The 26,976-nt window shown below is 65.0% G+C and carries 23 protein-coding genes and 1 tRNA gene; 12 read left to right on the forward strand and 12 right to left on the reverse strand.

Translation table 11 applies throughout. From position 1 onward, the window contains the following. Positions 1–35: 35 nt before the first annotated feature. A complete protein-coding gene (locus tag ACFB49_RS19080; protein WP_380872905.1) occupies positions 36–458 on the reverse strand; it encodes a DUF1801 domain-containing protein in 423 nt (140 codons plus the stop codon). An 87-nt stretch (positions 459–545) separates the two neighbouring features. Here ACFB49_RS19080 and ACFB49_RS19085 point away from each other — a divergent pair, with 87 nt between their 5' ends. Then, positions 546–1,766, forward strand: a complete 1,221-nt coding sequence (locus ACFB49_RS19085; RefSeq protein ID WP_380872906.1) for an argininosuccinate synthase — start codon at positions 546–548, stop codon at positions 1,764–1,766. 53 nt (positions 1,767–1,819) lie between these two features. Here the strand turns inward: ACFB49_RS19085 and ACFB49_RS19090 are convergent, their stop codons facing one another. Further along, the gene (locus ACFB49_RS19090; RefSeq protein WP_380872907.1) at positions 1,820–3,484 is read right to left on the reverse strand and encodes a hypothetical protein; all 1,665 of its coding nucleotides are present in this window, start codon (positions 3,482–3,484) and stop codon (positions 1,820–1,822) included. 58 nt (positions 3,485–3,542) lie between these two features. Here ACFB49_RS19090 and ACFB49_RS19095 point away from each other — a divergent pair, with 58 nt between their 5' ends. Next, complete coding sequence (locus tag ACFB49_RS19095; protein WP_380872908.1) at positions 3,543–5,102, forward strand: hypothetical protein; 1,560 nt, start codon at positions 3,543–3,545, stop codon at positions 5,100–5,102. On the opposite strand, the gene ACFB49_RS19100 is transcribed toward ACFB49_RS19095, so the two are convergent. The 4 genes from ACFB49_RS19100 to ACFB49_RS19115 all read right to left on the reverse strand — a co-directional run bounded on the left by ACFB49_RS19100 (position 5,099) and on the right by ACFB49_RS19115 (position 7,604). Next, positions 5,099–6,610, reverse strand: a complete 1,512-nt coding sequence (locus tag ACFB49_RS19100) for an ATP-binding protein (protein WP_380872909.1) — start codon at positions 6,608–6,610, stop codon at positions 5,099–5,101. The two genes, ACFB49_RS19095 and ACFB49_RS19100, sit on opposite strands and share 4 nt — an antisense overlap. Before the next feature lie 48 nt (positions 6,611–6,658). After that, on the reverse strand, positions 6,659–6,841 hold the full coding sequence (locus ACFB49_RS19105) for a hypothetical protein (RefSeq protein WP_380872910.1): 183 nt from the start codon (positions 6,839–6,841) through the stop codon (positions 6,659–6,661). A 161-nt stretch (positions 6,842–7,002) separates the two neighbouring features. Continuing rightward, positions 7,003–7,167 carry a hypothetical protein gene (locus ACFB49_RS19110; RefSeq protein ID WP_380872911.1) on the reverse strand — a complete coding sequence of 55 codons (165 nt, stop codon included), beginning with the start codon at positions 7,165–7,167 and terminating at the stop codon, positions 7,003–7,005. A gap of 146 nt (positions 7,168–7,313) precedes the next feature. Beyond that, the gene (locus tag ACFB49_RS19115; RefSeq protein WP_380872912.1) at positions 7,314–7,604 is read right to left on the reverse strand and encodes a hypothetical protein; all 291 of its coding nucleotides are present in this window, start codon (positions 7,602–7,604) and stop codon (positions 7,314–7,316) included. 236 nt (positions 7,605–7,840) lie between these two features. Between ACFB49_RS19115 and ACFB49_RS19120 the strand changes: the two genes are divergently transcribed. Beyond that, on the forward strand, positions 7,841–9,133 hold the full coding sequence (locus ACFB49_RS19120) for a homoserine dehydrogenase (RefSeq protein WP_380872913.1): 1,293 nt from the start codon (positions 7,841–7,843) through the stop codon (positions 9,131–9,133). A gap of 27 nt (positions 9,134–9,160) precedes the next feature. Here ACFB49_RS19120 and ACFB49_RS19125 read toward each other — a convergent pair whose 3' ends face one another. Next, positions 9,161–9,700, reverse strand: coding sequence for a PilZ domain-containing protein (locus tag ACFB49_RS19125; protein WP_380872914.1), 540 nt, complete (start codon positions 9,698–9,700; stop codon positions 9,161–9,163). A 168-nt stretch (positions 9,701–9,868) separates the two neighbouring features. Here ACFB49_RS19125 and glpX point away from each other — a divergent pair, with 168 nt between their 5' ends. From glpX to ACFB49_RS19140, 3 genes are all read left to right on the forward strand, one after another. After that, the gene (gene glpX / locus ACFB49_RS19130; RefSeq protein ID WP_380872915.1) at positions 9,869–10,843 is read left to right on the forward strand and encodes a class II fructose-bisphosphatase; all 975 of its coding nucleotides are present in this window, start codon (positions 9,869–9,871) and stop codon (positions 10,841–10,843) included. 57 nt (positions 10,844–10,900) lie between these two features. Continuing rightward, a complete protein-coding gene (gene recJ, locus ACFB49_RS19135; RefSeq protein WP_380872916.1) occupies positions 10,901–12,670 on the forward strand; it encodes a single-stranded-DNA-specific exonuclease RecJ in 1,770 nt (589 codons plus the stop codon). Positions 12,671–12,731: 61 nt separating this feature from the next. Next, positions 12,732–12,806: transfer RNA gene (locus ACFB49_RS19140), tRNA-Glu, on the forward strand. A 199-nt stretch (positions 12,807–13,005) separates the two neighbouring features. Here ACFB49_RS19140 and ACFB49_RS19145 read toward each other — a convergent pair. From ACFB49_RS19145 to ACFB49_RS19155, 3 genes are read right to left on the reverse strand one after another with little or no spacing between them, the layout of a single operon-like run. Then, positions 13,006–14,040 carry an aldo/keto reductase gene (locus tag ACFB49_RS19145; RefSeq protein ID WP_380872917.1) on the reverse strand — a complete coding sequence of 345 codons (1,035 nt, stop codon included), beginning with the start codon at positions 14,038–14,040 and terminating at the stop codon, positions 13,006–13,008. 19 nt (positions 14,041–14,059) lie between these two features. Further along, positions 14,060–14,908: a sugar phosphate isomerase/epimerase family protein gene (locus ACFB49_RS19150; RefSeq protein WP_380872918.1), complete on the reverse strand. Its 849-nt coding sequence runs from the start codon at positions 14,906–14,908 to the stop codon at positions 14,060–14,062. After that, positions 14,898–17,246, reverse strand: a complete 2,349-nt coding sequence (locus ACFB49_RS19155) for a TonB-dependent receptor (protein WP_380872919.1) — start codon at positions 17,244–17,246, stop codon at positions 14,898–14,900. The genes ACFB49_RS19150 and ACFB49_RS19155 overlap by 11 nt, the downstream gene beginning before the upstream one ends. A gap of 233 nt (positions 17,247–17,479) precedes the next feature. Between ACFB49_RS19155 and ACFB49_RS19160 the strand changes: the two genes are divergently transcribed. Genes ACFB49_RS19160 through ACFB49_RS19170 form a run of 3 tightly spaced genes read left to right on the forward strand, consistent with a single transcriptional unit; the run spans position 17,480 to position 20,415 of the window. Continuing rightward, entirely contained in the window at positions 17,480–18,793 is a 1,314-nt protein-coding gene (locus tag ACFB49_RS19160) for a phosphotransferase family protein (protein WP_380872920.1), read from the forward strand. A gap of 14 nt (positions 18,794–18,807) precedes the next feature. After that, positions 18,808–19,773, forward strand: a complete 966-nt coding sequence (locus tag ACFB49_RS19165; RefSeq protein ID WP_380872921.1) for a hypothetical protein — start codon at positions 18,808–18,810, stop codon at positions 19,771–19,773. A gap of 54 nt (positions 19,774–19,827) precedes the next feature. Continuing rightward, on the forward strand, positions 19,828–20,415 hold the full coding sequence (locus ACFB49_RS19170; RefSeq protein ID WP_380872923.1) for a TetR/AcrR family transcriptional regulator: 588 nt from the start codon (positions 19,828–19,830) through the stop codon (positions 20,413–20,415). Positions 20,416–20,444: 29 nt separating this feature from the next. Here the strand turns inward: ACFB49_RS19170 and ACFB49_RS19175 are convergent, their stop codons facing one another. After that, complete coding sequence (locus ACFB49_RS19175) at positions 20,445–22,499, reverse strand: winged helix-turn-helix domain-containing protein (protein ID WP_380872924.1); 2,055 nt, start codon at positions 22,497–22,499, stop codon at positions 20,445–20,447. A gap of 295 nt (positions 22,500–22,794) precedes the next feature. Between ACFB49_RS19175 and ACFB49_RS19180 the strand changes: the two genes are divergently transcribed. Continuing rightward, positions 22,795–23,241: a hypothetical protein gene (locus tag ACFB49_RS19180; protein ID WP_380872925.1), complete on the forward strand. Its 447-nt coding sequence runs from the start codon at positions 22,795–22,797 to the stop codon at positions 23,239–23,241. A gap of 79 nt (positions 23,242–23,320) precedes the next feature. Here ACFB49_RS19180 and ACFB49_RS19185 read toward each other — a convergent pair whose 3' ends face one another. After that, positions 23,321–24,385 carry a hypothetical protein gene (locus ACFB49_RS19185; protein ID WP_380872926.1) on the reverse strand — a complete coding sequence of 355 codons (1,065 nt, stop codon included), beginning with the start codon at positions 24,383–24,385 and terminating at the stop codon, positions 23,321–23,323. A 107-nt stretch (positions 24,386–24,492) separates the two neighbouring features. Here ACFB49_RS19185 and ACFB49_RS19190 point away from each other — a divergent pair, with 107 nt between their 5' ends. Then, complete coding sequence (locus ACFB49_RS19190; RefSeq protein WP_380872927.1) at positions 24,493–25,899, forward strand: DcaP family trimeric outer membrane transporter; 1,407 nt, start codon at positions 24,493–24,495, stop codon at positions 25,897–25,899. A 22-nt stretch (positions 25,900–25,921) separates the two neighbouring features. Continuing rightward, on the forward strand, positions 25,922–26,974 hold the full coding sequence (gene glsA / locus ACFB49_RS19195; protein ID WP_380872928.1) for a glutaminase A: 1,053 nt from the start codon (positions 25,922–25,924) through the stop codon (positions 26,972–26,974). The last annotated feature ends 2 nt before the right edge of the window (positions 26,975–26,976 follow it).

Genomic DNA, 26,976 nt, shown 5'->3' on the forward strand with positions numbered 1-26,976 from the left:
TTTGCGTGGGCCATGTGTATCGCGCTTGAACGGGCTCAATCCGGGTAGGTAGCGGCCATATAAGCCAAGGATTCGCGCATCAGTTCGATCAGGACAGCCTCGTCCACGTCCGCCAGCGCCTTCAGATAGAGGCAGGACTTGCCGGTCTTGTACGTGCCGAGCCGGTCCATCAGTTCCTGATGCCGCGGGAATCCGCCCATGATGTAGAGGACGAGGGCATTCTTGCGCGGCGAGAAGCTGATCCGTGCCATGTCCCCCTCATGGCCGCTGTCGTAGCGATAATGGTAGGAGCCATAGCCGATGATGCTCGGCCCCCACAGCCTGGGCGGATCACCCGACACCTCCTCGAACATTTCGGCGAGCCGCAACGCATCGGCGCGGCGGGACGCCGGCTCGACCGCGGCGAGGAAAGCTTCGACGTTGGCTTCCGTCTCCTGTGTCTTGTTCGCGCGCGCCATCCCAGCCCTCCTTAAGCAAGGTTGCGCGCGGCGCCATTAGCGCATAGTCGCGCAGCCGATTCCCCCCAAGCGATCAAGGAAGCGATAATGAGCGACAGGATCAAGCGCGTGGTGCTGGCCTATTCGGGTGGGCTCGACACGAGCGTCATCCTGAAATGGCTGCAGCAGACCTATGGCTGCGAGGTCGTGACCTTCACCGCCGATCTCGGCCAGGGCGAGGAGCTGGAGCCCGCCCGCGCCAAGGCCAAGCTGATGGGCATCAAGGACGAGCATATCTTCATCGACGATCTCCGCGAGGAGTTCGTGAAGGATTATGTGTTCCCGATGATGCGCGCCAACGCGCTCTACGAAGGGCTTTATCTGCTCGGCACCTCGATCGCCCGGCCGCTGATCGCCAAGCGCCAGATCGAGATCGCGAAGATGGTGGGCGCCGACGCCGTCAGCCATGGCGCAACCGGCAAGGGCAATGACCAGGTCCGCTTCGAGCTTGGCTATTATGCGCTGTCGCCCGACATCAAGGTGATCGCGCCGTGGCGCGAATGGGACCTGACCAGCCGCACCGCCTTGATCGACTTCGCCGAAAAGCACCAGATCCCGGTGCCCAAGGACAAACGCGGCGAATCGCCCTTCTCGACCGACGCGAACCTTCTCCACACCTCATCCGAGGGCAAGGTGCTGGAAGATCCGTGGGAGGAGGTGCCCGATTATGTCTTCTCACGCACCGTCAACCCGGAGGACGCGCCCGATCAGCCCGAGATCATCACGATCGATTTCGAGCGCGGCGACGGCGTCGCGATCAATGGCGAGGCGATGAGCCCGGCGACGCTCCTCGCCAAGCTCAACGATCTCGGCCGCAAGCATGGCATCGGCCGGCTCGATCTCGTCGAGAACCGCTTTGTCGGCATGAAGAGCCGCGGCATGTATGAGACGCCGGGCGGCACCATCTATCACCTCGCCCATCGCGGTATCGAGCAGATCACGCTCGATCGTGGCGCCGCCCACCTCAAGGACGAGCTCGCGCCGCGTTATGCCGAGCTGATCTATAACGGCTTCTGGTTCTCGCCCGAGCGCGAGATGCTGCAGGCCGCGATCGATCATAGCCAGGACAAGGTGACGGGCACCGTCCGCCTCAAGCTCTACAAGGGCGGCGTCTATGTGATCGGCCGCAAGTCACCCAACACGCTCTACAGCGAGAAGGTGGTGACGTTCGAGGACGATGCCGGCGCCTATGACCAGCGCGACGCGGCGGGCTTCATCAAATTGAATGCGCTGCGCCTGCGCCTGCTGGGCCGCCGCGACGGCCGCTGATCGCAGTCAGCTCGGGTTTTGGAGCCCCGTCGTCCACCCGGACGGCGGGGCTTTTATTTGCCCGGAACGCAGGGCGCGCGCTTAGCCGGGAAGGTGGGCGGCGTGCCGGCGACATCGGGCCGGGCGAGGCCGATGACGTCGATCGGATAGGTCTCGCAATCGGCGACGCGGACGCGATTTGCTTCGAGCGCGTGGAGCAGATGATCGCCCTTGTCATAGGCGTTGGCGCCCAGCCGCAGCAGCCAGATCGTCGGCACAGCCCGCGCCTCGGGGGCATCGGCCAGCGTCTTCAGCCGATCGGCCGGCAGCGAGACGACGCCGCGGCTGCCCGTGGGGTTCCATGCGCCAGGCCCACCGTCGAGCGTCGGAATCGCGGTCGGGATCGGCCGGGTCACCACCTTCATGCCAAGATCGCGCACCGCATAATCGAAGGGGAGCGCCCCTTCATTGGGATAGGCCCAGACCACATCCCCCGGCCGGTAGCGTTCACCCAGCCATTTGAGCGCCGCATACCAATCCTGCATCGGCCCTCGCTCGCGCTCGCGATAGTCGCCGATCGCCATGATCGTAAGGAGGATCAGCAAAGCCCCCAACCCGATCGCCCTTTCCCTGCCGAAATTCAGGCCAATGCCGATCGCGAACAACAACAGCATGGGCAGGGCGGTGGCGGTGAGGGTGCGAACGATGAAGACCGGCGCGATCGTCATCGAGATGAGGATCGAGGCTGCGGTGGGCAACAGGGCCAGCAACAGCAGTCCTATCAGCACTCTCCGGCCTTGCGAATCCCGCCAGAGCGTCATCGCTGCCAGCACCAACAGGGCTGCGGCAGCGATGGCGGCCGGCCATCCGCCGGCGGCATAGAGAAACTGGAGGCGCGCGCCGAGCAGGCCGGGATTGAACCGGAGCCAGGTAGACCGAACCCACGTCGGCGCCTGATCGAGCAGGATCCACAGACCGGGAAGATAGACCAGCGCCACCAGTGCATGGCCGACGAAAAACCAGATCCAGTCGGCGCGAGCAAGGCCGGGCCGGGCGACGAGCACGAGGAAGGCGAGGCCGAGCGCAGCGGCATAGAGCGGGCCCAGATTGTGGAGCCACAGCATCAGCGCCTGACAGATCAGGTAGATGATGAAGGGCGCACGCGCGATCCGATGCTCGGCCGCCGCGATCCGACCCAATCGCAACAGCATGGCGGTAGCGATGGAATAGACGAGGATCAGGACGGGATAGGGCCGCACCTCGCGCGACATCTCGACCAGAGGCGGCGAGAGCGAGACAAGCGCGAGCGCCGCGATGATCGCAACCCCCGCCGGCCTTTTGTCGCGGACGACTTCTCGCAGCGCCAGCACCGCGACAGGAAGCGTCAGCAGCCCGCAGACGATGCCCAGCGCGCGCAACGCCGTCAGCGAATCACCGAAACCCAGCGTCCAGACCCGCAGCAGCGAGTAATAAAAGGGCGGGTGCGTTTCGTAGAGCGGCACCACGTTCCAGAGAAAATGAAAGCCCTTGGATGCCGCATAGGCACTGTAAGCCTCGTCGAGCCACAGCGGCTCAATCAACGTGCCGCGAATGCGGAACCAGGTTGCGGCGACGATGAGGGCGAGGATCGCAAGCGATGCGATCGCGGAGCGGCGATACAGGGTCACAAGCTGCGTGTAGAGGCTTGCATGGCCGATTTGAAGCGGGCTTAGCGCGACCGGCGGCATCGTATAAATCATCGTCGTCCGGCCTTGAATCGCTTGCGGGCGAGGGCGCGGGGCACAATAAGGCCCGCGCATGACTTCCCCCTCCCCGACCTATGCCAGAAGCTGGTGGGCCGATTGGCGCTACGCAGCAGCCCTGGTGCTGCTGTGCGCCGTGCCGCTGATCTATCCGCCGCTGCCGCCATTGACCGATGTTCTCGGCCATCTCGCGCGTTATCATGTGCAGCTGAACATCGACACCTCGCCCTATCTGTCACGCTATTTCGGTTTCGAATGGGCACTGCTGGGCAATCTCGGTGTCGACCTGCTGGTCGTCCCGATGTCCAAGATCTTTGGGCTGCAATTGTCGGTGAAGCTGATCGCGCTCGCCGTACCGCCGCTGACAGCAGCCGGCCTGCTATGGATCGCACGCGAGGTGCACGACCGCATTCCCCCAACCGCCGCGTTCGCGCTGCCTTTGGCCTTCGGCTATCCTTTTCAGTTCGGCTTCCTGAACTATGCGCTGTCGATGGCGCTCGCTTTCCTGGCGTTCGGCCTCTGGCTCAGGCTGGCGCGTGCCGAGCGCTGGGCCTTGCGTGGGGCGCTCTTCGTGCCGCTGGGCAGTGCGATTTGGCTAGTCCACAGCTTCGGCTGGGGGGTGCTGGGGCTGCTGGCTTTCTCTGCCGAGCTTGTGCGCGATCGCGGCCATGGCGGCACCCGTTTCCATGCCCTCTGGCGTGCAGGGCTTTCGACCTGGCCGCTTTGGCCCCCCGCCGCGCTGATGCTGGCCTGGCGCAGCGGCAATGTCGCCGGCACGACGGGGGACTGGTTCAATTGGTGGTCTAAGTTCACCTGGCTCACCAACGCCTTGCGCGAGAGGTGGGAATGGTTCGACATCGGCAGCGTCATATTGCTTTGCGGCCTGCTGCTTGTCGGCCTGATCCGCTACAAGATCCGCTTCGACAAGATGCTGGGCATCGCCACTTTGATCCTGGCGGCGACCTTCATCCTGCTGCCCCGCATCCTGTTGGGATCGGCTTATGCCGATATGCGGCTGGTGCCTTATGCGCTCGCCATCGGGATCATCGCCTTGCGCCCGCGCGAAACGACCGGCCGCGCCGTTGCCGCCGGGTTGGCCATCGCGGCCTGTCTGTTCTGCGTCGTCCGGATCAGCACTACGACTTGGAGTTTCGCGCAATTTTCCCGCGCCTATGACGATCAATTGACCGCTATCGACCATATCCGGCCGGGATCGGCGGTGATGGTGATGGTCAGCCTGAAATGCCAGTCGCACTGGATGACATCGCGCATGGACCATCTGGGCAGCCAGGTAATCGTCCGTCGCGATGCCTTCGCCAACGGACAGTGGGCGATGGCCGGCGCGCAATTGCTGTCGGTGAATTATCAAGCGGCCGGCCGCTTCGCCAAGGATCCGACCCAGCTCCTGCGTCCGCGCAACTGCCGCGGCCGCAACGAGCCGATCTGGGAAGACACGCTCGCTCACTTCCCGCGCGCGGCCTACGACTATTTCTGGCTGATCGACATGGAGCGAGATCGCTGGCCGCACGAGCCCGATCTGGTGCCGATCTGGCACGGGCGCGAACGGGGCGTGCTTTACCGGATCGTCAAGCCCGCGCCGTCGGCGAAACCCTAGAAGAGGGTGGCGTTTTCAGCAGGGCGAGCCATCGGCTTGCCCGCCACCTCCGCTTCGGGGGCGGTGGCGGCCGTCGACCAGCCGAGCCGCGGGATCGCGATCGAGCGCTTGCCGCCGAGATCGGTGCGCACGACGATCAGGTCGCGCGTTTCCATATAGGAAATCAGCCGACGGACACGACCGAGCGAGCGCGTGCCATAGACTTCGGCCAGCGCATTTTCGTCCGGCGCCTCACACCCTTCGCGCGCCGCGCGCGCAATCAGCAGGAAGGCGCCCAGCATATCTTCGGGCAGCTCCGCCGCCAGTGACAGGGCTTCCTCCCAGCCTTCCTCTGCATCGCTGAACAAGCCGGCGCGAGCCATGGCCATGCGGCGGCGGAAGGCGGTGAGATCGATCTCGGAATCGCTCAGGCGCCGCATCCGGCAGCGAAGCTGGAAATCCTGGAACAGCACGGCGATCGGCCGGAAAGAGGCTTCGGGATCGGCTGCAACGTCAGCAAGCACTGCCGCCACGATTGCGGCCCGCTCATCCTCAGCCATGGCCGGAACGGACGGAGCATCGGCAGCCGGCGCGAGCTGGGGCCTGGCAATGGTACGGATGAGTTCCTCCGACGGCACCGGTGCGCGCGGTGGCGGGGGTGGAGGCGGCGGCGCATCGTCGCGTGCGAAGATCAGCGATCCGACGTCTGCCGCAGGCGCAGTGGGCAGCGGCACCAGCTTGGGGCTGCCGCTGCGCGCCGACGTCTGCACCGCGCCGATATTGACCGCGACCGGCCGGCGCGACACCGCAGGGCCGAGCGCCAGGAACTGACCGCGGGCCAGATCCCGGATCTGCTCGGCCTGCCGCCGCTCCATGCCCAGGAGATCGGCCGCACGCGCCATGTCGATGTCGAGGAAGGTGCGTCCCATCAAAAAATTGGAGGCCTCGGCCGCGACATTCTTGGCGAGCTTCGCAAGCCGCTGGGTGGCGATGACCCCGGCGAGCCCGCGCTTGCGGCCGCGGCACATCAGGTTGGTCATCGCGCCGAGCGAGGCGCGGCGCGCCTCGTCCGAAACTTCTCCAGCGACGGCGGGGGCGAAGAGCTGCGCTTCGTCGACCACGACGAGGGCGGGATACCAATGGTCGCGTGGGGCATCGAACAAGGCGGAGAGGAAGGTGGCGGCGCAGCGCATCTGTGCCTCGAGCTCCAACCCTTCCAGGCTGAGCACCACCGAGACGCGATGTTCGCGTATGCGCGCCGCAACGCGAGCAATTTCCCCCTCGCTATAATCACCGGCTTCGATCGGTAGATGGCCATAAGGCCCGGCGAGCGTGACGAAATCGCCTTCCGGGTCGATCACGATCTGCTGGACGACACCGGCGCTTTCTTCGAGCATGCGGCGCAAGAGGTGCGACTTGCCCGAACCCGAATTGCCCTGAACGAGCAAACGGGTGGCCAGCAGCTCCTCCACGTCCATCGCCACCGGGCGGCCGGTAGCGTCATTTCCCATCTCGATCTTGATCGTCACGCCTTTGCCTTTGGACGATCCGGGGTGTCGCGGGCAAGCAGGATCGGCTCAAGCGGCGCGGCGTTTCATCTCAAGTTCGCGATCCAGATGGTGAAGCGCCAGGGAGAGCGTGGCGGCCGCCGGTGAATGGGAGTGGGTGTCGAGCCGATCGAGGGCATCCACCATCAGCCCGCGGGCGAGGCGTAGGGCGTCCCTGCGCTCCCGTTCGGCGGAATCGAGAAAATTACGCATGTTAGGACCAGAACTCTTATGTTTTGTCAGCCTTACGCTCCAAGCTAGCCATATCTTTACGCGATTGCACGATCTGTGCGGGACTTTCTTATCCCTTTTGGATCTAATTACAGAAAGGGCCGCCCCCGCGGGGACGGCCCTTTCAGGTTGATCAGGGAAGGTCAGCGCTGACGATCGCGATCCTGTTTGTCGCGATCCGTTCCGCCCGGCTGGCGGCCGCGATCACTCTGCTGCTGATCGCGCTGCGCCTGTTGCTGGCGCTCGGTCTGCTGCTGTTTCTCGCGCTCCTGGTTGCCGCCTTGGCCGCCCTTATTCTGGTTCGGCATGTCCTACTCCTTTCACAAGCCCTGAGGGGCGAGGAGTGAACACTGCCACGGCCAACACGTTCCTGTTCAACCGGGAGAAAGCCGCAGAAATGCGACGTTTTGCAAACGAAACGGCCCGCCTTCAAAACGACTGCGGGCCGAAATCGTCAGCGGCTCGCAAGCCGGGGCGCGTCCTGGCGTCGGAATTCGACGTTGCGGTTGTTGACCGTACCGGACACGCGGTCCCCGCGAACACGGAGATCGAATGTCACGGGCGTGCCGACGACATAGCCCTTCAGCCGCGTCGTATCGCCCGCCTGCGCGGTCTTGACGACATATTGTTCGCCATCCCGTTCGAACCGGCTTTCGGTCCATTCGGTCCGAGCGGACGCCGGGGCGACGCCAAAAACTGCGGGGGCGAGGGCGGCAAAGATAGCCGCGATCTTGAGAAAGCGCATCGAACGAACTCCTGATGGGTTTCGATCAGGCCCTCTCCTGACACCGAGTTATGTTGCAACGCAGCAATTCGGCAAGTGCGTAGTGCCGCGCCGCGATTGCACGGGACGCATTTGCAAGACCCGGCCCGCTTTCGGGGACCAAAGCAATTGCTTGGCCACGGATAGGCAGCGCTGCTTGGCAAGCGCCCCCTCGCGCGACTAGGAGGCTGCGTGGATATTGCCTGGAGAATAGGTTCATGACGCAGCCGTTGCGTATCGCGCTCGCAGGGCTTGGCACCGTTGGTGGCGGGGTGGTGAAGCTGCTCGAAGTCAATCGCGCCCTTATCGAGCGGCGGGCCGGCCGCCCAATCGCGATCACTGCGATTTCGGCGCGGGACCGGACGTGCGATCGCGGCGTCGACCTTTCCGGCTTCGCTTGGGTGGACGATGCCACCACGCTCGCGACGCGGGACGATGTCGACGTCGTCGTCGAACTGATCGGCGGCGCCGACGGCCCGGCGCTGACCCTGGCGCGCGCCACGCTGGCGGCGGGCAAGGCCTTCGTCACCGCCAACAAGGCGATGATCGCGCATCATGGCGTCGAACTGGCGAAAGCGGCCGAAACGGCGGATGCGGCGCTGAAATATGAAGCCGCGGTCGCCGGCGGCATCCCGGTCATCAAAGGGCTGCGCGAAGGTGCTGCCGCCAATGAGATCGGCCATGTCTATGGCATCCTGAACGGCACCTGCAATTATATCCTGACCAAGATGGAGCAGGAGAAGCTCGACTTCGCCGACGTGCTCGCCGAGGCGCAGACGCTGGGCTATGCCGAGGCCGATCCGAGCTTCGACATCGACGGCGTCGACGCCGCGCACAAATTGTCGATCCTGGCGAGCCTCGCCTTCGGCACCACGCTCGATTTCGATGCGGTGGCGATTTCCGGCATCCGCCATGTCATCGCCGCGGACATTGCGGAGGCGGCGGGCCTCGGCTTCCGCGTCCGCCTGGTCGGCCTGGCCGAAGCCAATGAGGGCGGCCTGTTCCAGCGCGTCCACGCCTGCCTGGTGCCGATGAGCCACCCGCTCGCCCATGTCGTGGGATCGCTGAACGCGGTCGTCGCCGAGGGCAATTTCGTCGGCCGCTTGTTCTTCGAGGGCCGCGGCGCCGGCGAAGGCCCGACGGCATCGGCGGTCGTCGCCGACCTGATCGACATCGCCCGTGGCGAATATGGCCCGGCCTTCGCCATGCCCGTGGCGAGCCTTGCCAAGCTGAAGCCGGCGGTCGCGGGCGAACGCCGCGGCCGCGCCTATCTGCGCTTCACCGTCGCCGACCGGCCGGGCGTGCTGGCGGAGATCACCGCCGCGATGCGCGATGCCGGCGTGTCGATCGAGAGCCTGATCCAGCGCGGCGCGGCCGCCGATGGCGGCGTGCTGCTGGTGATGGTGACGCATGACTGCCCGGAAGCCGCGGTCGCCGACGCGCTCGATCGCCTCAAGGGATCGGCAAGCCTACTGGGCGAGCCGATGCTGATGCACATTCTGGACATCTGACCGGGCGGAAGGCGCCCGGCGGCGAATTCAGGCGAACACGGCCCAGGCGAGGCCGGCAACGACAGCCCAGAGCAGGGTGTTGATGCCGAAGATCGCACGGAGGCGATTGCCGAGCGGCAAAGGCGGCATGGCAAGCGCAGCCGCCTGCGCCTCGGCCGCCTCGATTTCGGCGGTGATCGCATAATCGTCGAAATAGAGGCCGCGCGACTGCGCCGACGCCGGCTCATCGCCGAACTCACCCCAGACGACCGGGCTATGCGCCAGCGCCGCGCGCACCTGTTCGCGCAACAACGGGTGGGCGAAGGCGCAACCGGCATAGGGATGGCCGGCCCACATCACGTCGGCTTCGCAGACGCCGATGCCGGGAAGCTCCACCTCGACCGTGGTGCCGGGCGACAATTCCATCATGGATTCGGCACGAAAGCCGTCTGCCGACAAATCATGCACTATAATGTCGGAGAAGCTGTCGGACCCATGGCGCACGCCCGCGTCGAGGCGCAGACGCGTGCGCGTCGAACGGCGTTCCTCGTCGTCAAATGTCTGGCGCAGCTTGGCCGCGAGGCTCATGTCGATCTCCCGCTACCTCGTCCTCAAGCTGGACATGGTAATTTCAACCGATGAATCAAAGGTAAAGCGGGGGATTCAGCGCCGATCGCGCGCGATCCGACGATGGATTCTCGACTTTGTCACCAGCATTGCCTATCCGGCCGCAAATAATTTGAAAGGCGTGGATTGATGGTGAAGGCAAGCAAGGCGCTCGATCGCGTGCTCGTTCTCGAAATGGTGCGTGTCACCGAAGCGGCGGCGATCGCCGCATCCAAGCTGATCGGCCGCGGCGACGAGAAGGCAGCCGATGCCGCCGCGGTCGAAGCGATGCGCCTTGCCTTCAACGGCCTGGAGTTCGACGGCACCGTCGTCATCGGTGAGGGCGAGCGCGACGAAGCGCCGATGCTCTATATCGGCGAGAAGGTCGGCGCCGCGATCGGCACCGGCCCCAAGATCGACATCGCGCTCGATCCGCTCGAAGGCACCACCATCACCGCCAAGGCCGGCCCCAATGCGCTTGCCGTGCTCGCCATCGCCGAGGAAGGCGGCCTGCTCAACGCGCCCGATGTCTATATGGACAAGCTGGCGATCGGGCCGGGCTATCCCAAGGGGCTGGTCAACCTCGATCGCACCCCGACCGAAAATATCAATGCTCTCGCCGAGGCCAAGGGCGTGCAGCCGAGCGAGATCATGGCCTGCGTGCTCGATCGTCCGCGCCATGAAAAGCTGATCGCCGAACTGCGCCAGATCGGCTGCGGCATCATCCTGATCCCGGACGGCGACGTCGCCGGCGTGATCGCCGTCACCGATCCCGACACCACGATCGACATCTATATGGGTTCGGGCGGCGCGCCGGAAGGCGTGCTTGCCGCGGCGGCGCTGCGCTGCGTCGGCGGCCAGTTCCAGGGCCGCCTGCTGTTCCGCAACGACGACGAACGCGGCCGCGCCCGCAAGTGGGGCGTCACCGATCTCGACCGGATCTATGATCTGGAAGATCTGGTGAAGGGCGACGCCATCTTCGCCGCCACCGGCGTCACCGACGGATCGCTGCTCGAAGGCGTGAAGCGCCGGAAGAATGGCGTGATGACCACCGAAAGCGTGGTGATGCGCGCCAGCTCCGGCACCGTCCGCTGGGTGAAGGGCGAACATCACAAGGGCGGCTGAGGCCGCTCGCTCGCGAAGACGATTCACGCGCGTGTCCCGATCGGCTAGAGCCGGGGCATGACCGCCGTCCTCAACATCTCCCACTCGATCCTCGGCCAGCCCTGGCGCTGGCGCGGGGCGGGTAGCGACGCCCGCGATCCCGGTTTCCAGCCGGACGACCTGGTGGCCGGGCTGCTGATGGCGCGCGGCGTCGCGCGGGACGAGGTGGAGGCGCATCGCGAGCCCACCATCCGCGGTTTCATGCCCGATCCATCGATCTTCCGCGACATGGATCGCGCGGCTGAGCGGCTGGCCGATGCCGTGGCGGCGGGCGAAGCCGTCACCATCTTCGGCGATTATGACGTCGATGGCGCGACATCGGCCGCGCTGCTGATCCGGCTGCTCCGCGATCTCAGCCTAGATCCGCAAGCCTATATCCCCGATCGACTGATGGAAGGCTATGGCCCGTCGGGCGAGGCGCTGGTGCGGATCGCCGCCGGAGGGGCGCGACTGATCGTCACCGTCGATTGCGGCGCGCAGGCGTTCGAGGCGCTGGAAATGGCCAAGGGTGCCGGCGTCGACGTGATCGTCGTCGATCATCACAAATGCGCCGCCGCGCTGCCGCCGGCGCTGGCGCTGGTCAATCCGAATCGCCTGGACGAAGGCGACGGCGCCGCGCACGGCCATCTGGCGGCGGTTGGCGTCGCCTTCCTGCTGGGCGCGGCGCTGCTCAGGACATTGCGTGCGCGCGGCTGGTTCGCCGATCGGGCGGAACCGCGGCTGATCGAGCTGCTCGATCTCGTGGCGCTCGGCACCGTGGCGGATGTTGCTGCATTGAAGGGCCTCAACCGCGCCTTCGTCGCCCAGGGGCTGAAGGTGATGGCGAACCGTCGCAATGTCGGCCTCGCCGCGCTTACCCAGGCGGCGCGCCTCGATCGCGCGCCGACCTGCACCGATCTGGGTTTTGCGCTCGGCCCGCGCATCAACGCCGGCGGGCGCGTCGGCAAGTCAGATCTCGGCGTGCGCCTGCTCACCACCGAAGATGCCGAAGAAGCGCGCGCCATCGCCGCCGAACTCGACCGGCTGAACGAGGAACGCCGCGCGATCGAGATGCTGGTGACGGAGGCCGCCGAAGCCGCCGCCACCGGCCAGGGCAATCGCGCGGTCGCAGTGGTGGCCGGGCACGGCTGGCACCCCGGCGTGATCGGCATCGTCGCCGGCCGCCTGAAGGAACGGCTGGGGCGACCGGCCATCGTCATCGCGATCGACGAGGACGGCACCGGCAAGGGATCGGGCCGCTCGATCGGCGGCGTCGATCTCGGCGCGGCGGTGCTGGCGGCCAAGGATATGGGCCTGCTGGTGGCCGGCGGCGGCCATGCCATGGCGGCAGGACTCACCATCGCCGCCGACAAGGTCGACGCCCTGGCGGCGTTTCTCGACGCCCGGTTGGGCGAGGACATTACGAAGGCGCGCGACGATCGCGCCCTGCTGCTCGATGCGGTGCTGAGCCCGGGCGGCGTCAATCCGGCGCTGATCGGCGCGCTCGACGCGGGCGGCCCTTATGGCGCGGGCTGGCCGGCGCCGCGGGTGGCGGCGGGGCCGGTGCGCATCATCAAGGCCGATGTCGTCGGTCAGGGCCATGTCCGCGCGATCGTCGCGGGGGACGACGGCCGTTCGATCAAGACCATCGCCTTCCGCCAGGCGGACAGCCCGCTCGGCCAGGCCCTGCTCAGCGCCGGCCCCGACCGCCGGCTATGGGTGGCCGGGCGCCCCAAGCTGGACGACTGGGGCAGCCGCCCGGCCGCCGAACTGCATCTGGAAGACGCCGCCTGGGCCGACGTTCGCTGATTTTCGTCACGGCCGGGTTGACCATCGAACGGACCTGCTTTAGGGGCGCGGTCTCGCTGACGGCCCCTTCGTCTAGCGGTTAGGACGCGGCCCTTTCACGGCTGAAACACGGGTTCGATTCCCGTAGGGGTCACCAAGCTTTTCAATAGCTTGTGAAACCGAGCGACCCATATTCATCGAATATTCCGATCGGCACGTCCGCAGGCGTGCCGGGATTTCTTGCCGGCATTTTCGCTGTGGCTTCCTGCCTCCACGCCGCGAATCGCGTAATTGGGATGGCTGGGATTTCGATATTGGCGCGATCTCCGCTCCGCTGGTAGGCAATGATTCCCGAGCTACGCCAACTGCCCTCTTTCTTCATGCAGCATCGGAAAAGTCTGCTGATGCCACACGGGATAGGGTGGCGCGGTCGCGCTCGCCGCGTCGAGCGCCGTCCTATGCTCGTCGGACAGACGCCATCCGACCGCGCCGATATTCTCGACAAGCTGGGTCTCGTTCCGGGCGCCGATTATGACGCTTGAGACGCTGGCCTTGGCGAGCAGCCAGTTGAGCGCGATCTGGGGCACGGTACGGCCGGTTTCGCCGGCAATGGCGTCGAGCTGGTCGACGATACGGTACAGCCGCTCCTCCTCATAAGGTGGGCCGGAGCCGGCCATCGCGTGCGCCCGCGTGCCCGCTGCACCGGCATTGTCGCACCTGATCCTGCCCGACAGGCGGCCCCAGCTCAGCGGGCTCCACACGATCGCGCCGACGCCCTGATCCAGGCCGAGCGGCATCAGCTCCCACTCATAATCGCGACAGAGCAGCGAATAATGGACCTGATGGGCGATGAAGCGCGCCCAGCCATGGCGGTCGCTCGCCGCCAGCGACTTCATCAAATGCCAGCCCGATGCGTTGGAGACGCCGACATAACGGAGCTTGCCCGCCCGCATGAGCTGATCGAGCGTCGCGAGTGTCTCTTCCACCGGCACATTGCTGTCCTGGCCGTGCAACTGGAAGAGGTCGATATGGTCGATCTTGAGGCGCGTAAGCGCCGCATCGACCGCGGCGATCAGATGTTGGCGCGACGAGCCATAATCATTGGGGCCATCGCCGTGGGGCAGATTGGCCTTGGTCGAAATCAGGACGCGATCGCGCTTCCCCTTGATCGCCTCGCCCAGGATCATCTCTGCCAGCCCGCCCGAATAGACGTCGGCGCTGTCGAACAGGGTGACGCCATGATCGATGCAGATATCCACCAGCCGCTCCGCGCCCGCCGCATCGGTCGAACCCCAGGCGCGGAAGAAATCATCGCCGCCACCGAAGGTGCCGGTGCCGAAGCTGAGCGCGGGCACGCGCAGGCCGGAATGTCCGAGGCGGCGATGGTCCATGCGCCCGTCTTTCTGTCACTCAGCGCGCGGTAGCATGATCGCACAGCCGGCGCATGGCATCCCCGCAGCGCTGGCCGACCGTCGCGGCATCGAGATCATTCCACGCAAGCGACGGGCATTCGATGCCGAAGGGGCCGGCATAGCCGATCCGCCGCAGCATGGTTGCGAGCTCCGCGACCGCCAGTTCGCCGTGCATCGGCAGATTGCGGTCGCTGGTGTCCGCCCAATGATCCACACCGGCCGTGCTGGCGGCGTCGCAGAACTGGATCGCGCCGAACAGGGTGGGTGGTAGCGCGGCGATGTCGTCGGGTTGCCAGCCGGCGCGGAAGAAATGCCAGGCGTCGATCGTCAGCCGCGCGTTGGTCGCTCCGCTCGCCACGATCAGCGCGCGGGCGGCATGAATCGTCGGGATGCCGCCCCAGGGGATCGGTTCGATCAATACCTCCAGTCCCGCCGCGCCGGCGCGATCGCAGATTTGGGCTAGGCGTTCGGGTGCAGCCACGGCGTCGATCCGGTCGCCGAAGGCATGGGCGAGATTGATGGCCGGCGCCCCTAATGCCGACGCCGCATCGATGATCGCTTCGACGCCGATGTTGAATGCGGGGTCGGGGGGCAGGCTCTCGCCGCCTGCCCAGCCGAACAGGCAGTCCATGCCGGCGCAGTGCAGGTTGCGATCAGCCAGCATCTGCCGAACGTCGCCATCTGACAGCCCCGCGGTGCGGGCGGCCGTGACGTCGCTCGCCCACAGGCCGATGCCGGCAAAGCCCCCGCTTTCCGCGGCGATCAATTTTTCTTCCAGCGGGCTCCCGAAAAGGGTGGCGCTGTAGAAAATCAGATCGTCGCGGCCGAGCGGCGCATCAGAAGGCAAGGGTGAGATCCAGTCCGAAGGTTCGCGGATCGCCCCAGGTGTTCACCGCAATGCCGATCGAACCGAAGTCGACGCCGAAATCGCGATATTCCTCGTCTGTCAGATTCTTCACCCAGCCGGCGATCTCCAGCCGGGTGCGGCCGAGCTCGATGTTCGACAGCGCCACCCGCGCATCGAGCAGCGTGCGGGCGTCGGCGGCGGTGTTGACGAACTGGAACGGATCGAAGGTCAGCTTCGATCGGTAGGACGCGTCGAGCCGCGCCGAAAGCTCCCCGATCGAGAAAGCGGGGAACACATATTCCAGCGCACCGCTCGCCGTATGCTTGGGCGCATAAGGCGGCTTGGCGATGTCCGCCACGTCGACGCCACCGACGATGAATTCGCGATATTTGAAATCGGTGTAGCCATAATTGGCGGTGACCGTGAAACCATCGACGGGCACCGCCGCGAACTCGACCTCGAAGCCGGTGATGCGGGCCTTGCCGGCATTGGTCAGGATCGTCGATCCCTCCTGGAAATCGCTCACCTGCAGATCGTCATAATCATAATAGAAGGCCGCGGCGTTCAGACGCAGCCGGCGATCGAGCCATTCGGATTTGATGCCGATTTCATATGCCGTCAGCTTCTCGTCACCGACCGGCGTATTGAACGCGGCTTGCGTCGATGCCCGCACCGGGATGCTGCCGGCATTATAGCCGGTGGAAATCTTCGCATAGAGGTTCAGGTCGGAGTTCGGCGCAAAGGCCATGGTGAAGCTCGGCGAAAGATTGTCGAAGCTCTTGCTGGTGGTCCAGATCGGATCGGCATCGAGCACCGATGCCTTGCGCTTGTCCTTCGTGTAGCGCAGGCCGCCGGTGAAACTCAGCCGGCCGTCGAGCCAGGGCGGCGTGTAGGTCAGCTGGCCATAGGCCGCCTTCGATGTGTTGCGGATCGAATAATTCTCGCCAAGCCCACCGGGCGGCCCACCGAGGATGAGTTCCTGGCGGTAGAGCGCGTCGAAATTGAGGCCGGGGATGGTATTGGCCGGCAGGAAGATCAGCGCGTTCCACTGATTGCTGAGCTCCTGGCCGGTCTCGCGGAAATAATAGAGGCCGGCGGTATATTGCAGCCGCTCGTCGAAGGCGGTGCCGAGCACCTGGAATTCCTGACTGAACTGGTCCTGCTTCTTGTGGATGCCGTTCGACGCGACCGTGCCGTTGTGGAAGATCGGCTCGACCCAGGCGCCACCGTCGAAATCGAAGGCGTCGTTGAGGCCCGGTTCGGCCTTCGAACGGTAGGCGCGCCATGCGCTGATCGAGCGCAGCTCGGCATTGCCGAGATCGGCCTTCAGGTTGAGCGCATGGCCATAGACATGGACCAGCTCCGGCTGGACGCCATCGAGGCTGAAATGCTTGAGGCGCTTGTCCGGTGAAACCACGCCCGCGGCGATCAGCTGGCGGAAGGGATTGTCGGGCGCGAGCGTGAAGGGCGTGAAACTGGTGACGACCGGCACATCGGCATAGCCGGGGATCACCGTCGAAATCTGCGGCGGCTTGGCGACGGACTTCGACCGCGTCCAGTCCATCGCATAATCGGCGGTGAACCAGTCGATCGGCTGGAAACGCAACGCCACGCGGACGGCATCGGTATTCTCGTCGTCCATCTCGCGCACCTGGGTGCCGGGATTGTCATTCTTGAAGAAACCGTCCCGATCGCTCTTGAGGTAGGAGAGCTTCAGGCTGAACCCGCCGGTTTCCGGCAGGTCGATGATCGTGCGCGACGTGAAGCGATCATAATTGCCGAAGGTGAATTTCTGCTCGAAGCCGAACTCGCCCGAGGGCTTGGCAGTGACGAGGTTGATCGCGCCGCCGGTGGTGTTCTTGCCGTAGAGCGTGCCCTGCGGCCCGCGCAGTACCTCGATCCGTTCAAGGTCGGCGATCGAGAAGACCGCGCCCGAATTCTTCGCGAGATAGACGCCGTCGAGATAGAAGCCGACGCGCGGGTCCTGCGCCAGCGCGGGTTCCTGGCTGGATATGCCGCGGATGCCCGCGCCGACATTATGGTTGCTGCCCGTCGTCGTCAGCGCGGTGAAGTTGGGCGTATATTGGGCGACGTCGACGAAATTGACCGCCTCATGCGCCTCGAGGTCCGCCGAGGTGAAGGCAGTGACCGAGATCGGCGTGTCGATCAGTTTCTCTTCGCGGCGCTGCGCGGTGACGACGATGTCCGCCAGCCCGCTCTGGCTCGCCGTCTCATTTTCCGGCGCGGCGGACTGGGCGAAGGCGGGGCCACCCGAAAGCGCCGCCAGCACCATCGGCAATGCACTGGCCGCCAGGCCACGGCGAATCACGCGATCCATCAAAACAACCTCCCCTTCCCAATGCTGGAGACGGTTGATCCTCTCCATTACATTCCAATTGGACTTTTTAGAACGATATGCCTCGTTCGCGCGATCGTCAACATTGGCTGAAATGCGCCGATATATTCGCGTATCTGCATAGGGCTACAAAGCCAATTTCGCTTTGATGCTTGTTTTTACATTCCGAATGGATTTTAAGCTGAGAGCCAGACGAGGATGACATCGGAGGTTGCGTGGGCGCGGTGCAAGGTCAGCTGGACGGCAAAGTCGTGGCCTGGGCGGAAGGCGTGGCGGGCGCTGCCATCACCCATGTCCGGCCGATTCCGGGCGGCGCTTCGCGGCAGAGTTATATCCTGACTTTCGCCAAGCCCTCCGCGATCGGCGGCACGGCGTTCCTGCGATCCGACCATGGCGGCGGGCCGATGTCCGACACCATCTTCACGCTCCAGCGCGAGGCCCGCCTGCTCGAAGGCCTGGCCGGCACCGCGGTGCGCGTCGCCCACATTCACGCCGCAAGCGCCGAGCTCGATGCGATCCTGATGGAATGCGTGGCCGGCAGTTCCGACTATGGCAGCCTCACCGATCCCGCCGCACGCCGGCAGATCGAACGCGAGCTGATCGATCAGCTCGCGACGCTGCACGGCCTGGACGTGGATGTCGGCGCGGCCTTTGGCGGCCATGTTGCCGGGACCATCGGCGACGTGCTGCGCGACGATCTGGCGACCTGGCGGGGGATGTTGGAGCAGCAGGTGCCCGATCCCGATCCGCTCATCCTGTTCGCGCTCGACTGGCTCGAGCGCCACGCGCCGGGCGGTGATCGCCGGCCTGTCATCATCCATGGCGATATCGGGCCGGGAAATTTCATGTTCGACCAGTCGGGCATCACCGCATTGATCGATTGGGAGATCGCCCATCCCGGCCACCCGCTGGAGGATGTTGCCTGCATCATCGCGCGGACCCTGGGCGTCCCGTTCGGCACGCCGGAAAGCTTGATCGCCGATTATGCAGCGGCCAGCGGCATGGCCGTGGACCGGAGCGAGCTGCGCTACTGCCTGATCCTCGTCCTCGCCCGCTTCTCGATCGGGATCGCCATCGCCATGGCGCGTGGCGGCACGACGCTCGACGTGCCGATCCTCGTCAAGTTCCGGCAGGTCAACCTGCACGCGCTCGTGTCGCTGCTGATGGAGGCCGAGGGGCTGAGCCACAAGGGCGAGCCAGAGGAAATCGCGCAGGACGACGAACTCGCCATGCTCTACGACTTTGCCATCGGCGTTCTGGGCAGCGGCGCGGAGGGCACCGACGACGCCTTCACCGCCCACCGGATGCGCGGCGCTGCCGATCTGCTCCGTTACCTTCGCGACCGAGCGCTCGTCCCGCCGACCGGTTTCGCGACCGACCTGCCCGCGGACTTCGCTGCGTGGATCGCCGCGGCCGACGACAATGCCCGGCGCGACATGCTGGCGCGGCTGTTCGGCATCTCCGAGCAGAAGCACCGGCTGATGCGCGACGCGCTGGGGCCGATGTTCGATCGCCGGCTCGAAATCTGAAGGAAGGAAGCAGGATGAGCGTAGAGCTGCAATCCGAACATGACGTGTTCCACGCGCCCGGGCCGGATCTCTGGTGGTTCGAAGCTTTCTGGTTCTCCTTCTTCGTCCCCGAACGCCAGCTCATGGTCTATATCTACCCATGGTTCCGGGCGAATATGGGCCTAGCCGGGGGCGGCGTGGTCGCCTGGGACGGCGGCGCCTATGAACCCTGGAACATCGTCCACAATGATTATGCCTGGCACCTGCCATTCCGCGACCCCGCGGCGCATGTCGATGGTGCCACGCTCGAACTGCCGCAGGGCATCCGCATCGACACGATCGAGCCCGACACGCGCTATCGCGTGCGCTACGACCATGAACTGCTGTCGATCGACATCCACTTCACCGCCACCCAGCCGGCCAATGTCGTGACGCGCGCGGTCGGTGCGTCGCAGCTCTTCGCGGGGCGGATCGACCAGTGCGGCAAGGTGGAAGGGCATATCGTGCTGCGCGGCGAACGCATCGCCGTCGACTGCTTCTCGATGCGCGACCGGTCCTGGGGTGTGCGCCAGCCCAACAATGTCGGCATGCATGTCGGCTATTTCCACGCGACCTTCACGGCCGGCGATGCGTTCCTCGCGGTATCGGATGCCGCGCGGGCGACGGGCGATGCCGCGCCGATCGTCAACGGCTACCTGCTGCGCGACGGCACCTGGTCGGCGCTGGCGGAAGGCAGCGCCGCGCTCGGCCGCGATGCGGACGGGCGGCCCGTCGCCTGCACGATCGACGCGACGGATGAGCTTGGCCGGACGATGCACGCCGTCGGCACCTCCTCCACCTGGTTCGCCTATCAACCCTATCCGGGCATGTTCAATTGGTCCTGCCTGGCCGATTGGACGGCCGATGGCTGCTCTGGGATCGGCGAGCTTCAGGACACCTGGTATCCGGACGACTGGCGCCGCTTCCACGAAGCGCTGCGCCACGCCCTGGCACCGGCTTGACCCGTCCTTGGGGACTGATAGGCGACAGGCAAGCCAGGGGGATCGAGTAAGACCGTGCCGAAGATAGTCGACGTCGACGAACAGCGGGCCGGCATAGCGGCGCAGGCGGCCATCTGGATTGCCCGCAACGGCATCGAGACGCTGTCGCTCCGCAATGTCGCGGCCGCCCATGGCTGCTCCAAGGGCATGGTGCAGCATTATTTCACCGACAAGGAGGAGCTGCTGTTCGGCGCGCTCCTGTGGGTGACGGAGCAATATGCTGCGCGCGAACGGGCCGTCGTCGAGGGGCTGGAAGGGTTGGCCAAGGTCGAGGCGCGGCTCGTCGCCATCCTGCCGCTGACGCCCGCGATGCGCGAGGAATGGGTCGTCCGCATGGCCTTCTATGTGCGCGCCGCGCTCAACCCGCGGATGCAGGAATATATCGCCCGCCATGTCGGCATCGCCGTGCGCGAGGCGGTGGGCGATCTACGCCAGGCCCAAGCGGCGGGCGCCGTGCGCACAGGCATCAACCTCACCCAATTCTATCGCGGCATTATCGCGACTGTGGCGGGAATCGCCATCTCCGAAATCGTCTCGCCCAACCTGCTGTCACCCGCTTCGCAGAAGCAGATGTTGAAGAATGCGATGCGGATCCTCAGCTAATTCCACCGAAAAGCGCCAGTTCCGCGGCTTCAGGCAATCGTTCGGGCCAACCCCCGCCCGAGATTTTCGCGTCGGATGGACATGAGTTCCATCAGGCGAGGATCGCGCCGCCACAGGGCGGTGAAGCGAGCGTCATCCTTCACCGCGCGTGGTAACGGGCTAACGCCATATGGCAAGGACGCGATCCAGTTGAGAGAGCCCGCATTTAGAGCCCTGCCGAGAAGGTCAATCGACGCGACGGCATCCCCGGCCCATCCGAACTCGAGCGCAGCGAGAAACAATCTGTCGTTGTCGATACGCCCTTCAGATGTTGGGCTTTCTCCAGTTGTTCGCCGCATTTCGCCGTCGAGCAAGTCGCGAAACCCGCCGGGCCTGCCTCGCAACGCCTCTGCCGCCGCGTGGATGCGTCCCATGATATTGCGGGCATCGGCTTTCGCGCTTGGCTGCTTCCCGACCGTGCCAAGGAGCCGATCCAGTCCGCTTGCATCTCCAGCGGTCAAGTGAGTCATATAGATTTCGCGAGTGATGAATGCGCCCGCGGGATCGCTGTTCAACAGCGCGTCATACTGCCGCAGCGCCACCGTCTTCACGCCGGCCGCGTAGGTGAGCCGGGGCCGCAGATAACCGCGGAGCGTAGCATTCGTCGGGTCGAGCAGATGAATTTCCTCGGCGTGCGACACTCCCTCCGGCGCCCGGTTCAACACGCCCAGCAAGGTGCCATAGGCCCATCGCGCCTCAAGCAGCCCCGGATCTGCGGCGATCGCGCGCTTGAGAAGCGCCTCAGCGTCTTGCCATCGCCATTCATATCTGCGGTAACAATCCGCAAGGGCCGCGAGCGCCGCCGGATCATTGGGATCGGCGGCCAGCGCGCGCCGCACATAATGGGTAGCGGCGGAGGCGCGATCCGCACCCGCCGGTTGCACGGCGTATAACCGTTGCGACCACCCGTTCCGCGCCAGCCGCCAGAGCACCAACAGCGACCGTACATCATTCGGATCAATCGCCAGCGCCGCCATTGCCTGGTCAAAGGCTTCTTCCGCCTGCGCCGCTGCCACTGCGACGTTGCCGCCGACCCGCAGCGATCGAGTCAGCAAAAACGCCTGCTCGGCCTTCAGCATGTGGGGATAGGCTCTGGGATCGAGGCGTCGTCGCGGCGGCAGTTGCGCAGGTGATGCAAGAGGCACCAGTCGCGTGATCGCCTCCTCGACCAAGCGGCCGGCCAACGCATCGGCGAGCGCCATCACATCCGGTCCAGCGACGGCTTCTACAAAACTCAATTCCTGGGTTTGCGTCTTCGCTTCGACAAGCTCGGCTCGTCCCGTAAGGCCGCCGCCTTCCCGGGTCAGGCTTCCGAATATGATGATGTCCGCGCCAAGCCGTCTGCCGAGTTCGGCCGGCTGAAGCTTGTCCTGCGCGAGTTGAAGCGACGAAGCATCGCTGATCACCCTTATGCCGCCAATTCGGGAAAGCGCCTGACGGACCTCGCGCGCCATTCCAGGCCCGGCAAAGTCGGGAACGGAGCCCCGTTCATCGAAGGGCATCACCGCGATTGTCGGCATCTTTCGCCGCTGGTCCGTGGGCTGCCCACGAAAATAGGCGATCCCGCCCGCCATCGCCGATGCCGCAAGCATGCCAGCGCCGAGCAAGAGAGCGTGTCGCCGGTTTGCTCCTGGCTCCGGTGGCGCCGAACGAGCAGACGGAATGGCCGTGGCCGCTGTCGTCAACCGATATCCCACCTTGTTGACGGTGATGATTTCAAAGCTGCCGGCGGCGATGCCTGTCGCCAGACCGCGAATTTGCGAGATGACGCGGTTCACCGCATCCTTGCTGACCGTTCTGCCTGCCCAGCAGCAATCGAGCAGATCCTGGCGCGACACCAGCGCGCCGTTCGCGTGCCAGAGCGCGACCATGACCTCCATGACCCGCGGTTCGATCACAAGTTCGCGACCGTCATCATGCCGCATCCTGCGGAGGGCAGGTTCGACCTCCACTTCGCCCAGGCGGAAGGGAGGCTGCTTCGGCAGGATGATCTGTCGCCATTCCGACGCATCCCCCGGAGACGTCGAAGCGCTGAACGAGCTCATGACGTCAACAAGCCCCCACGAGGGACCCCATCAACACATCCAATGACATGACCGTCCCCCCAAGACCGAAGTATCATTCCGCGGAAGAAACGGCAGGTCAAGCGGAAGGCCCGATCGCGCGCTTCGAATGGTGATGCCGCCCGCACGCACCCGCGGGTCCATCATCCGCAAATCATCAGCATTTCATCCGCGTTCCGGCGGCGGGGCCGGCTGGACAGCGGGTCCGTCTCGCGCACTATCCGATGCCAGCCGGTTGCATGGCCGGCAGACCATCGGGATCATCAGCGGGGAAATCATGATCGGGAAGTTTCTTGCAGTTTCGGCCAGTCTGGCCCTGGCAGCGGCCGCCTTGCCTTCAAGCGTGGCCGCCCAGGCTTCGTCCTACGCGCCCGGCGACTATTGGGACGTCACCATGGTGCAGGTGACGCCCGGCCAGTCGGAAACTTACACCGATTGGCTCGCGGGCGAATGGAAGAAGAACCAGGATTTCGCGAAAGCGAAGGGATGGATCGTCGAATATCACGTCCTCGCCAACGGCTATAGCCGCCCGGGCGAAGCCGACATCTATGTCCTGACCCGTTACAAGACCGTGCCGAGCGCAGCCGAGCAGATCGCTCGTCAGAAGGAATATGAGGCCTATGTCCAGAAGGATTCCAGGCGGATGGAAAAGGAATCCGGAGACCGCGGCTCCTTCCGCAAGGTGCTTGGCTATATGCAGTTCCAGGAACTGCTTCTGAAATAGGTTTCCCGGGGGGGGGACAGGCCGGGCAGCCGCCCGGCCTGCTTCGTCGACATTGGAAACGGCCGGAGCAATTGGCCGCTTATCGCCCGATCGGCTGCAAGCTGTGCCCCAACGGATCGGCCAGGAGATAGAGTCGCACGGATTCCAGCGGCGCCTGCGATTCTTCGATTGCGCTGCGGACCGGGCGATCGATGTCCCATGTCAGGATCAGCGCCAGATTGGCGGCAAGCAACAGCATGAACGCCACGGTGCGGTCGCGTGGCCGCGTACAGGCAAAGCCCATCAGCGCCGCAGCGATCATCAATACGGCAAGCAACACTCCGTGCACCTGCAAAGGCACGTGAGCGAGCCGCACGGCGATCCGGTGCGACGACACGTCGTCCAACTGGTTGGCGGCGTCGAGCAGCGCACTGCTCTGTCGTTCGTGGCCGGGCATGGGCAGCAGTGCCAGTTTCCACAATTGATCCTGAATGCGCCGCCGTGCCGTTGCATTGGCGAGCAATCCTTCGTCGACGCCACTGACGGATTCGGCGACACGCTTCGCACCCAGCCGGGCATCCGCATAAGCGATCAGCACGTGGCGCAGCGCGTGCCGGCGCGCAGCCGGCAGGAATTGACCGGCAACGTAGGTGCGGGTGATGGCCGTGGATTCGTCCACCAGCAGCGAACGGCGCCGATCGAAGCGATCCACCGCCATCGACAGCGTGAAGCTGACGAGAAGGGAGAACAAGGCCAGCGACGGCGCGATGCCGAACTGCCCTATGCCGCGGGCGCCTGCTTCCTTGTCGGCGGAGTTGTGCAGACGCGCCAGCATCCGGCCACCGACAAAGGCCAATAGGCTGAGCACGATGACCGTAAGGACGATCATCCAGCGCGGCGAAAGATAGACGAAGGCCTCGGCCGGGGTGAGAGGCATGGCGACCGCTCCCAAACTCTTCACGGCGAAGGATAGGATCGGCCAATGGCCCGCGGTATCGGTAGTTTCATGGGTGGATTTGAAGGCAATCCGATTTTCCAAGAGAACCCGCGATACAGCAGGGATATTCCCTCCCCCTATATCCATGAAAATTAAGAACTTTGAAGCTTGAGGCCAGTTGCCTTGCCACGCAGCGGCACATGAATGCTGCCAATCGCGGATGATCACCTAAGTAATATTCCGGCGCGGTCTCCGGATTTAACCCGAGTTCACCCCGCTAAAGCCGCGTGTAGGATCGAAATTGCGGACCCACCCGCTGATATGGGGAGCCAGCGATGTACGACCGCGCCGTGGCACTTTCAGTTCTATTGTTAGCGTCTCCCGCCTTTGCCCAGGATGCCGCGCCACCCGCGGATGCGGCGCAGCGCGCACGCATTCTGAGCGAAATTCAGGAGCTTCGCGGCCGCTTGGAAAGCCTTGAGGCAGAGCTTGGTCGCACGCCGGGCCAGGCTGCGCCCGCACCTGCCGCCACCGCTGCCGCACCCGCGGCCGAACCGACGATCGCTGCCCAGAAGCCCGCGAACTCCGGCAATCACACCATGGAGTTGTATGGCTTCGCGCAGGCCGACGTGGTTCAGGATTTCGATCGGGTCGATCCAAGCTGGGATGCGACACTGCGTCCCTCAAAGATCCCCACTACCAAGGGGCAGTTCGGGAGCGACGGCCAGTCGATCGTCAGCGTCCGCCAATCCCGTCTCGGTGCGGTCGCGCGTGGCGAACTTGGCGGCAAGGATTATGAAGCCAAGTTCGAGTTCGATCTCTACGGGGTGGGCGTCGATGCCGGGCAGACGACGTTCCGGCTGCGCCATGCCTATGGCCGCTGGGGCCCGATCCTGGCAGGCCAGACCAACAGCCTGTTCATGGACGGCGATCTCTTCCCCAACACGATCGACTATTGGGGGCCGACGGGCATGGTGTTCGTACGCACCCCGCAGCTCCGCTACACCTTCGTGAACAATGGCGGATGGACGGTAGCGGCGGCGCTGGAGCTTCCGTCGAACGATATCGACGCTGGAGCCCTCCGCCTGATCGATCCGGATCTCGCGACCAATATCAAGGGCGACGAGGAGCTGCCGGATCTCACCGCGATGGTGCGTTATGACGGCGATTGGGGGCATGTGCAGCTTTCCGGCATCGCCCGGAAGGTCGGCTTCGACACCGTCGGCACGGTGGACAATGAGCCGACCGGGAGTGAGTTCGGCTGGGGCCTGATGCTCGGCACGGTCTTCAAGTGGGAGCTCGCGACCTTCCGCATCGGCGGCGTCTATGGCCAGGGCATTGCCAGCTATATGAACGATGGCGGCATGGATCTGGCACCGAAGGCGGAACTGGTGCCAGCGCCGCCTCCACTTCCGCCGCTCAACCAGCTTCTGGAAGCCAAGGCGGTGCCGCTGTGGGGCGTCACGGCTTATGTCGATCTGCAATGGACGCCGCAATTGAGCTCCTCCTTCGGCTACAGCCGGACGGAGGTGGACAACACCAATTTCCAGACCGGGGATTCCTATCATGCGGGCGACTACGCCTCGGGCAACCTGCTCTGGTCGCCGGTCGATCGCGTGCTGACGGGCGCCGAATTCCTGTGGGGCAAGCGCACCGACAATGATGGCGACAGCGGCGAGGACAAGCGCCTGCAGTTCACCGTCAAGGTGTCCTTCTCCAGCAAGGATGTGTGGGGCCAGTAAATTCGAACAGGGGAGAGCGGAAATGCAGGATGTGTCGCTGAGCCGTCGCGGCCTTGTCGCCGGCCTTGCCGCGGGTGCCGTCGGCCTGGGAGCGATGGCCGATGTGGCCCCGGCCTTTGCCCAGAAGAGCGGCGGTGCGCCCGGCGGCGCGCAGATCGATGCCGCGGTCAATGCCGCCCATTCGAAATATCGCGGCCTCACTGAAGGCAAGAATGCCGATTATATCCCGGCGCTCGCCGAGGTGCCGTCGCAATATTTCGGGATCGCGCTGGTCGGGGCCGACGGCAAGCTGCACGAGGCCGGCGACACCCAGCAGCTTTTCTCGATCCAGTCGATCTCCAAGGTCTTCACGGCCGCCCTTGTGATGCAGGAATCCGGCGACCAGAAGATCGAGGATAGTGTCGGCGTCGATGCCACCGGCGCGGTGTTCAACTCGATCGTCGCGGTCGAACAATATCGCGGCAAGGAGATGAACCCCTTCGTCAACCCCGGCGCCATCGCCACGGTGGGCAATGTCAAAGGCGGATCACCCGATGAGGTATGGGGCAAAATCCTGAAGATCCATTCCGATTTCGCCGGACGTCAGCTCGACGTGAACCAGCCAGTCTACAAGTCGGAAAGCGACACCAACCAGCGCAATCGCGCGATCAGCGCTTTGATGTCCGCTTATGAGCGCTTTCCGGGGGACCCTGCGGTCGCAGTCGATCTCTATACGCGGCAATGCTCGATCAACGTCTCGGCGCGCGATCTCGCAGTGATGGGCGCGACCTTGGCGTTCGGCGGCCGCAACCCGGTCACCAAGAAGCAGGTCATCGACAGCAAGCATGTGCCCGGCCTGCTCGCGATCATGGCGACCGCCGGCATGTATGACGACAGCGGCAAATGGCTGTTCCACACCGGCCTGCCGACCAAGAGCGGCGTCGGCGGCGGGCTCGTCAGTGCGGCGCCGGGCAAGTTCGGTATCGGCACCTTCGCACCGCCGCTCGACGCCGCCGGCAACAGCGTTCGCGGGCAGCGCGCGATCACCGACATCGTCCAGGCGCTCAACGCCAACCCTTATGCGCAGTTCGGCTGAGC

Origin of the sequence: Sphingomonas sp. DBB INV C78, from assembly GCF_042693015.1 — a bacterium.
GTDB lineage: Bacteria > Pseudomonadota > Alphaproteobacteria > Sphingomonadales > Sphingomonadaceae > Sphingomonas_E.

What these genes read in the sequence shown, in the direction of transcription:
- ACFB49_RS19080 (WP_380872905.1), bottom strand. Translation starts at nt 458, where the DNA reads ATGGCGCGCGCGAACAAGACACAGGAGACGGAAGCCAACGTCGAAGCT.
- ACFB49_RS19085 (WP_380872906.1), top strand. Translation starts at nt 546, where the DNA reads ATGAGCGACAGGATCAAGCGCGTGGTGCTGGCCTATTCGGGTGGGCTC.
- ACFB49_RS19090 (WP_380872907.1), bottom strand. Translation starts at nt 3,484, where the DNA reads ATGATTTATACGATGCCGCCGGTCGCGCTAAGCCCGCTTCAAATCGGC.
- ACFB49_RS19095 (WP_380872908.1), top strand. Translation starts at nt 3,543, where the DNA reads ATGACTTCCCCCTCCCCGACCTATGCCAGAAGCTGGTGGGCCGATTGG.
- ACFB49_RS19105 (WP_380872910.1), bottom strand. Translation starts at nt 6,841, where the DNA reads ATGCGTAATTTTCTCGATTCCGCCGAACGGGAGCGCAGGGACGCCCTA.
- ACFB49_RS19110 (WP_380872911.1), bottom strand. Translation starts at nt 7,167, where the DNA reads ATGCCGAACCAGAATAAGGGCGGCCAAGGCGGCAACCAGGAGCGCGAG.
- ACFB49_RS19115 (WP_380872912.1), bottom strand. Translation starts at nt 7,604, where the DNA reads ATGCGCTTTCTCAAGATCGCGGCTATCTTTGCCGCCCTCGCCCCCGCA.
- ACFB49_RS19120 (WP_380872913.1), top strand. Translation starts at nt 7,841, where the DNA reads ATGACGCAGCCGTTGCGTATCGCGCTCGCAGGGCTTGGCACCGTTGGT.
- ACFB49_RS19125 (WP_380872914.1), bottom strand. Translation starts at nt 9,700, where the DNA reads ATGAGCCTCGCGGCCAAGCTGCGCCAGACATTTGACGACGAGGAACGC.
- glpX (WP_380872915.1), top strand. Translation starts at nt 9,869, where the DNA reads ATGGTGAAGGCAAGCAAGGCGCTCGATCGCGTGCTCGTTCTCGAAATG.
- recJ (WP_380872916.1), top strand. Translation starts at nt 10,901, where the DNA reads ATGACCGCCGTCCTCAACATCTCCCACTCGATCCTCGGCCAGCCCTGG.
- ACFB49_RS19145 (WP_380872917.1), bottom strand. Translation starts at nt 14,040, where the DNA reads ATGGACCATCGCCGCCTCGGACATTCCGGCCTGCGCGTGCCCGCGCTC.
- ACFB49_RS19155 (WP_380872919.1), bottom strand. Translation starts at nt 17,246, where the DNA reads ATGGATCGCGTGATTCGCCGTGGCCTGGCGGCCAGTGCATTGCCGATG.
- ACFB49_RS19165 (WP_380872921.1), top strand. Translation starts at nt 18,808, where the DNA reads ATGAGCGTAGAGCTGCAATCCGAACATGACGTGTTCCACGCGCCCGGG.
- ACFB49_RS19175 (WP_380872924.1), bottom strand. Translation starts at nt 22,499, where the DNA reads ATGAGCTCGTTCAGCGCTTCGACGTCTCCGGGGGATGCGTCGGAATGG.
- ACFB49_RS19180 (WP_380872925.1), top strand. Translation starts at nt 22,795, where the DNA reads ATGATCGGGAAGTTTCTTGCAGTTTCGGCCAGTCTGGCCCTGGCAGCG.
- ACFB49_RS19190 (WP_380872927.1), top strand. Translation starts at nt 24,493, where the DNA reads ATGTACGACCGCGCCGTGGCACTTTCAGTTCTATTGTTAGCGTCTCCC.
- glsA (WP_380872928.1), top strand. Translation starts at nt 25,922, where the DNA reads ATGCAGGATGTGTCGCTGAGCCGTCGCGGCCTTGTCGCCGGCCTTGCC.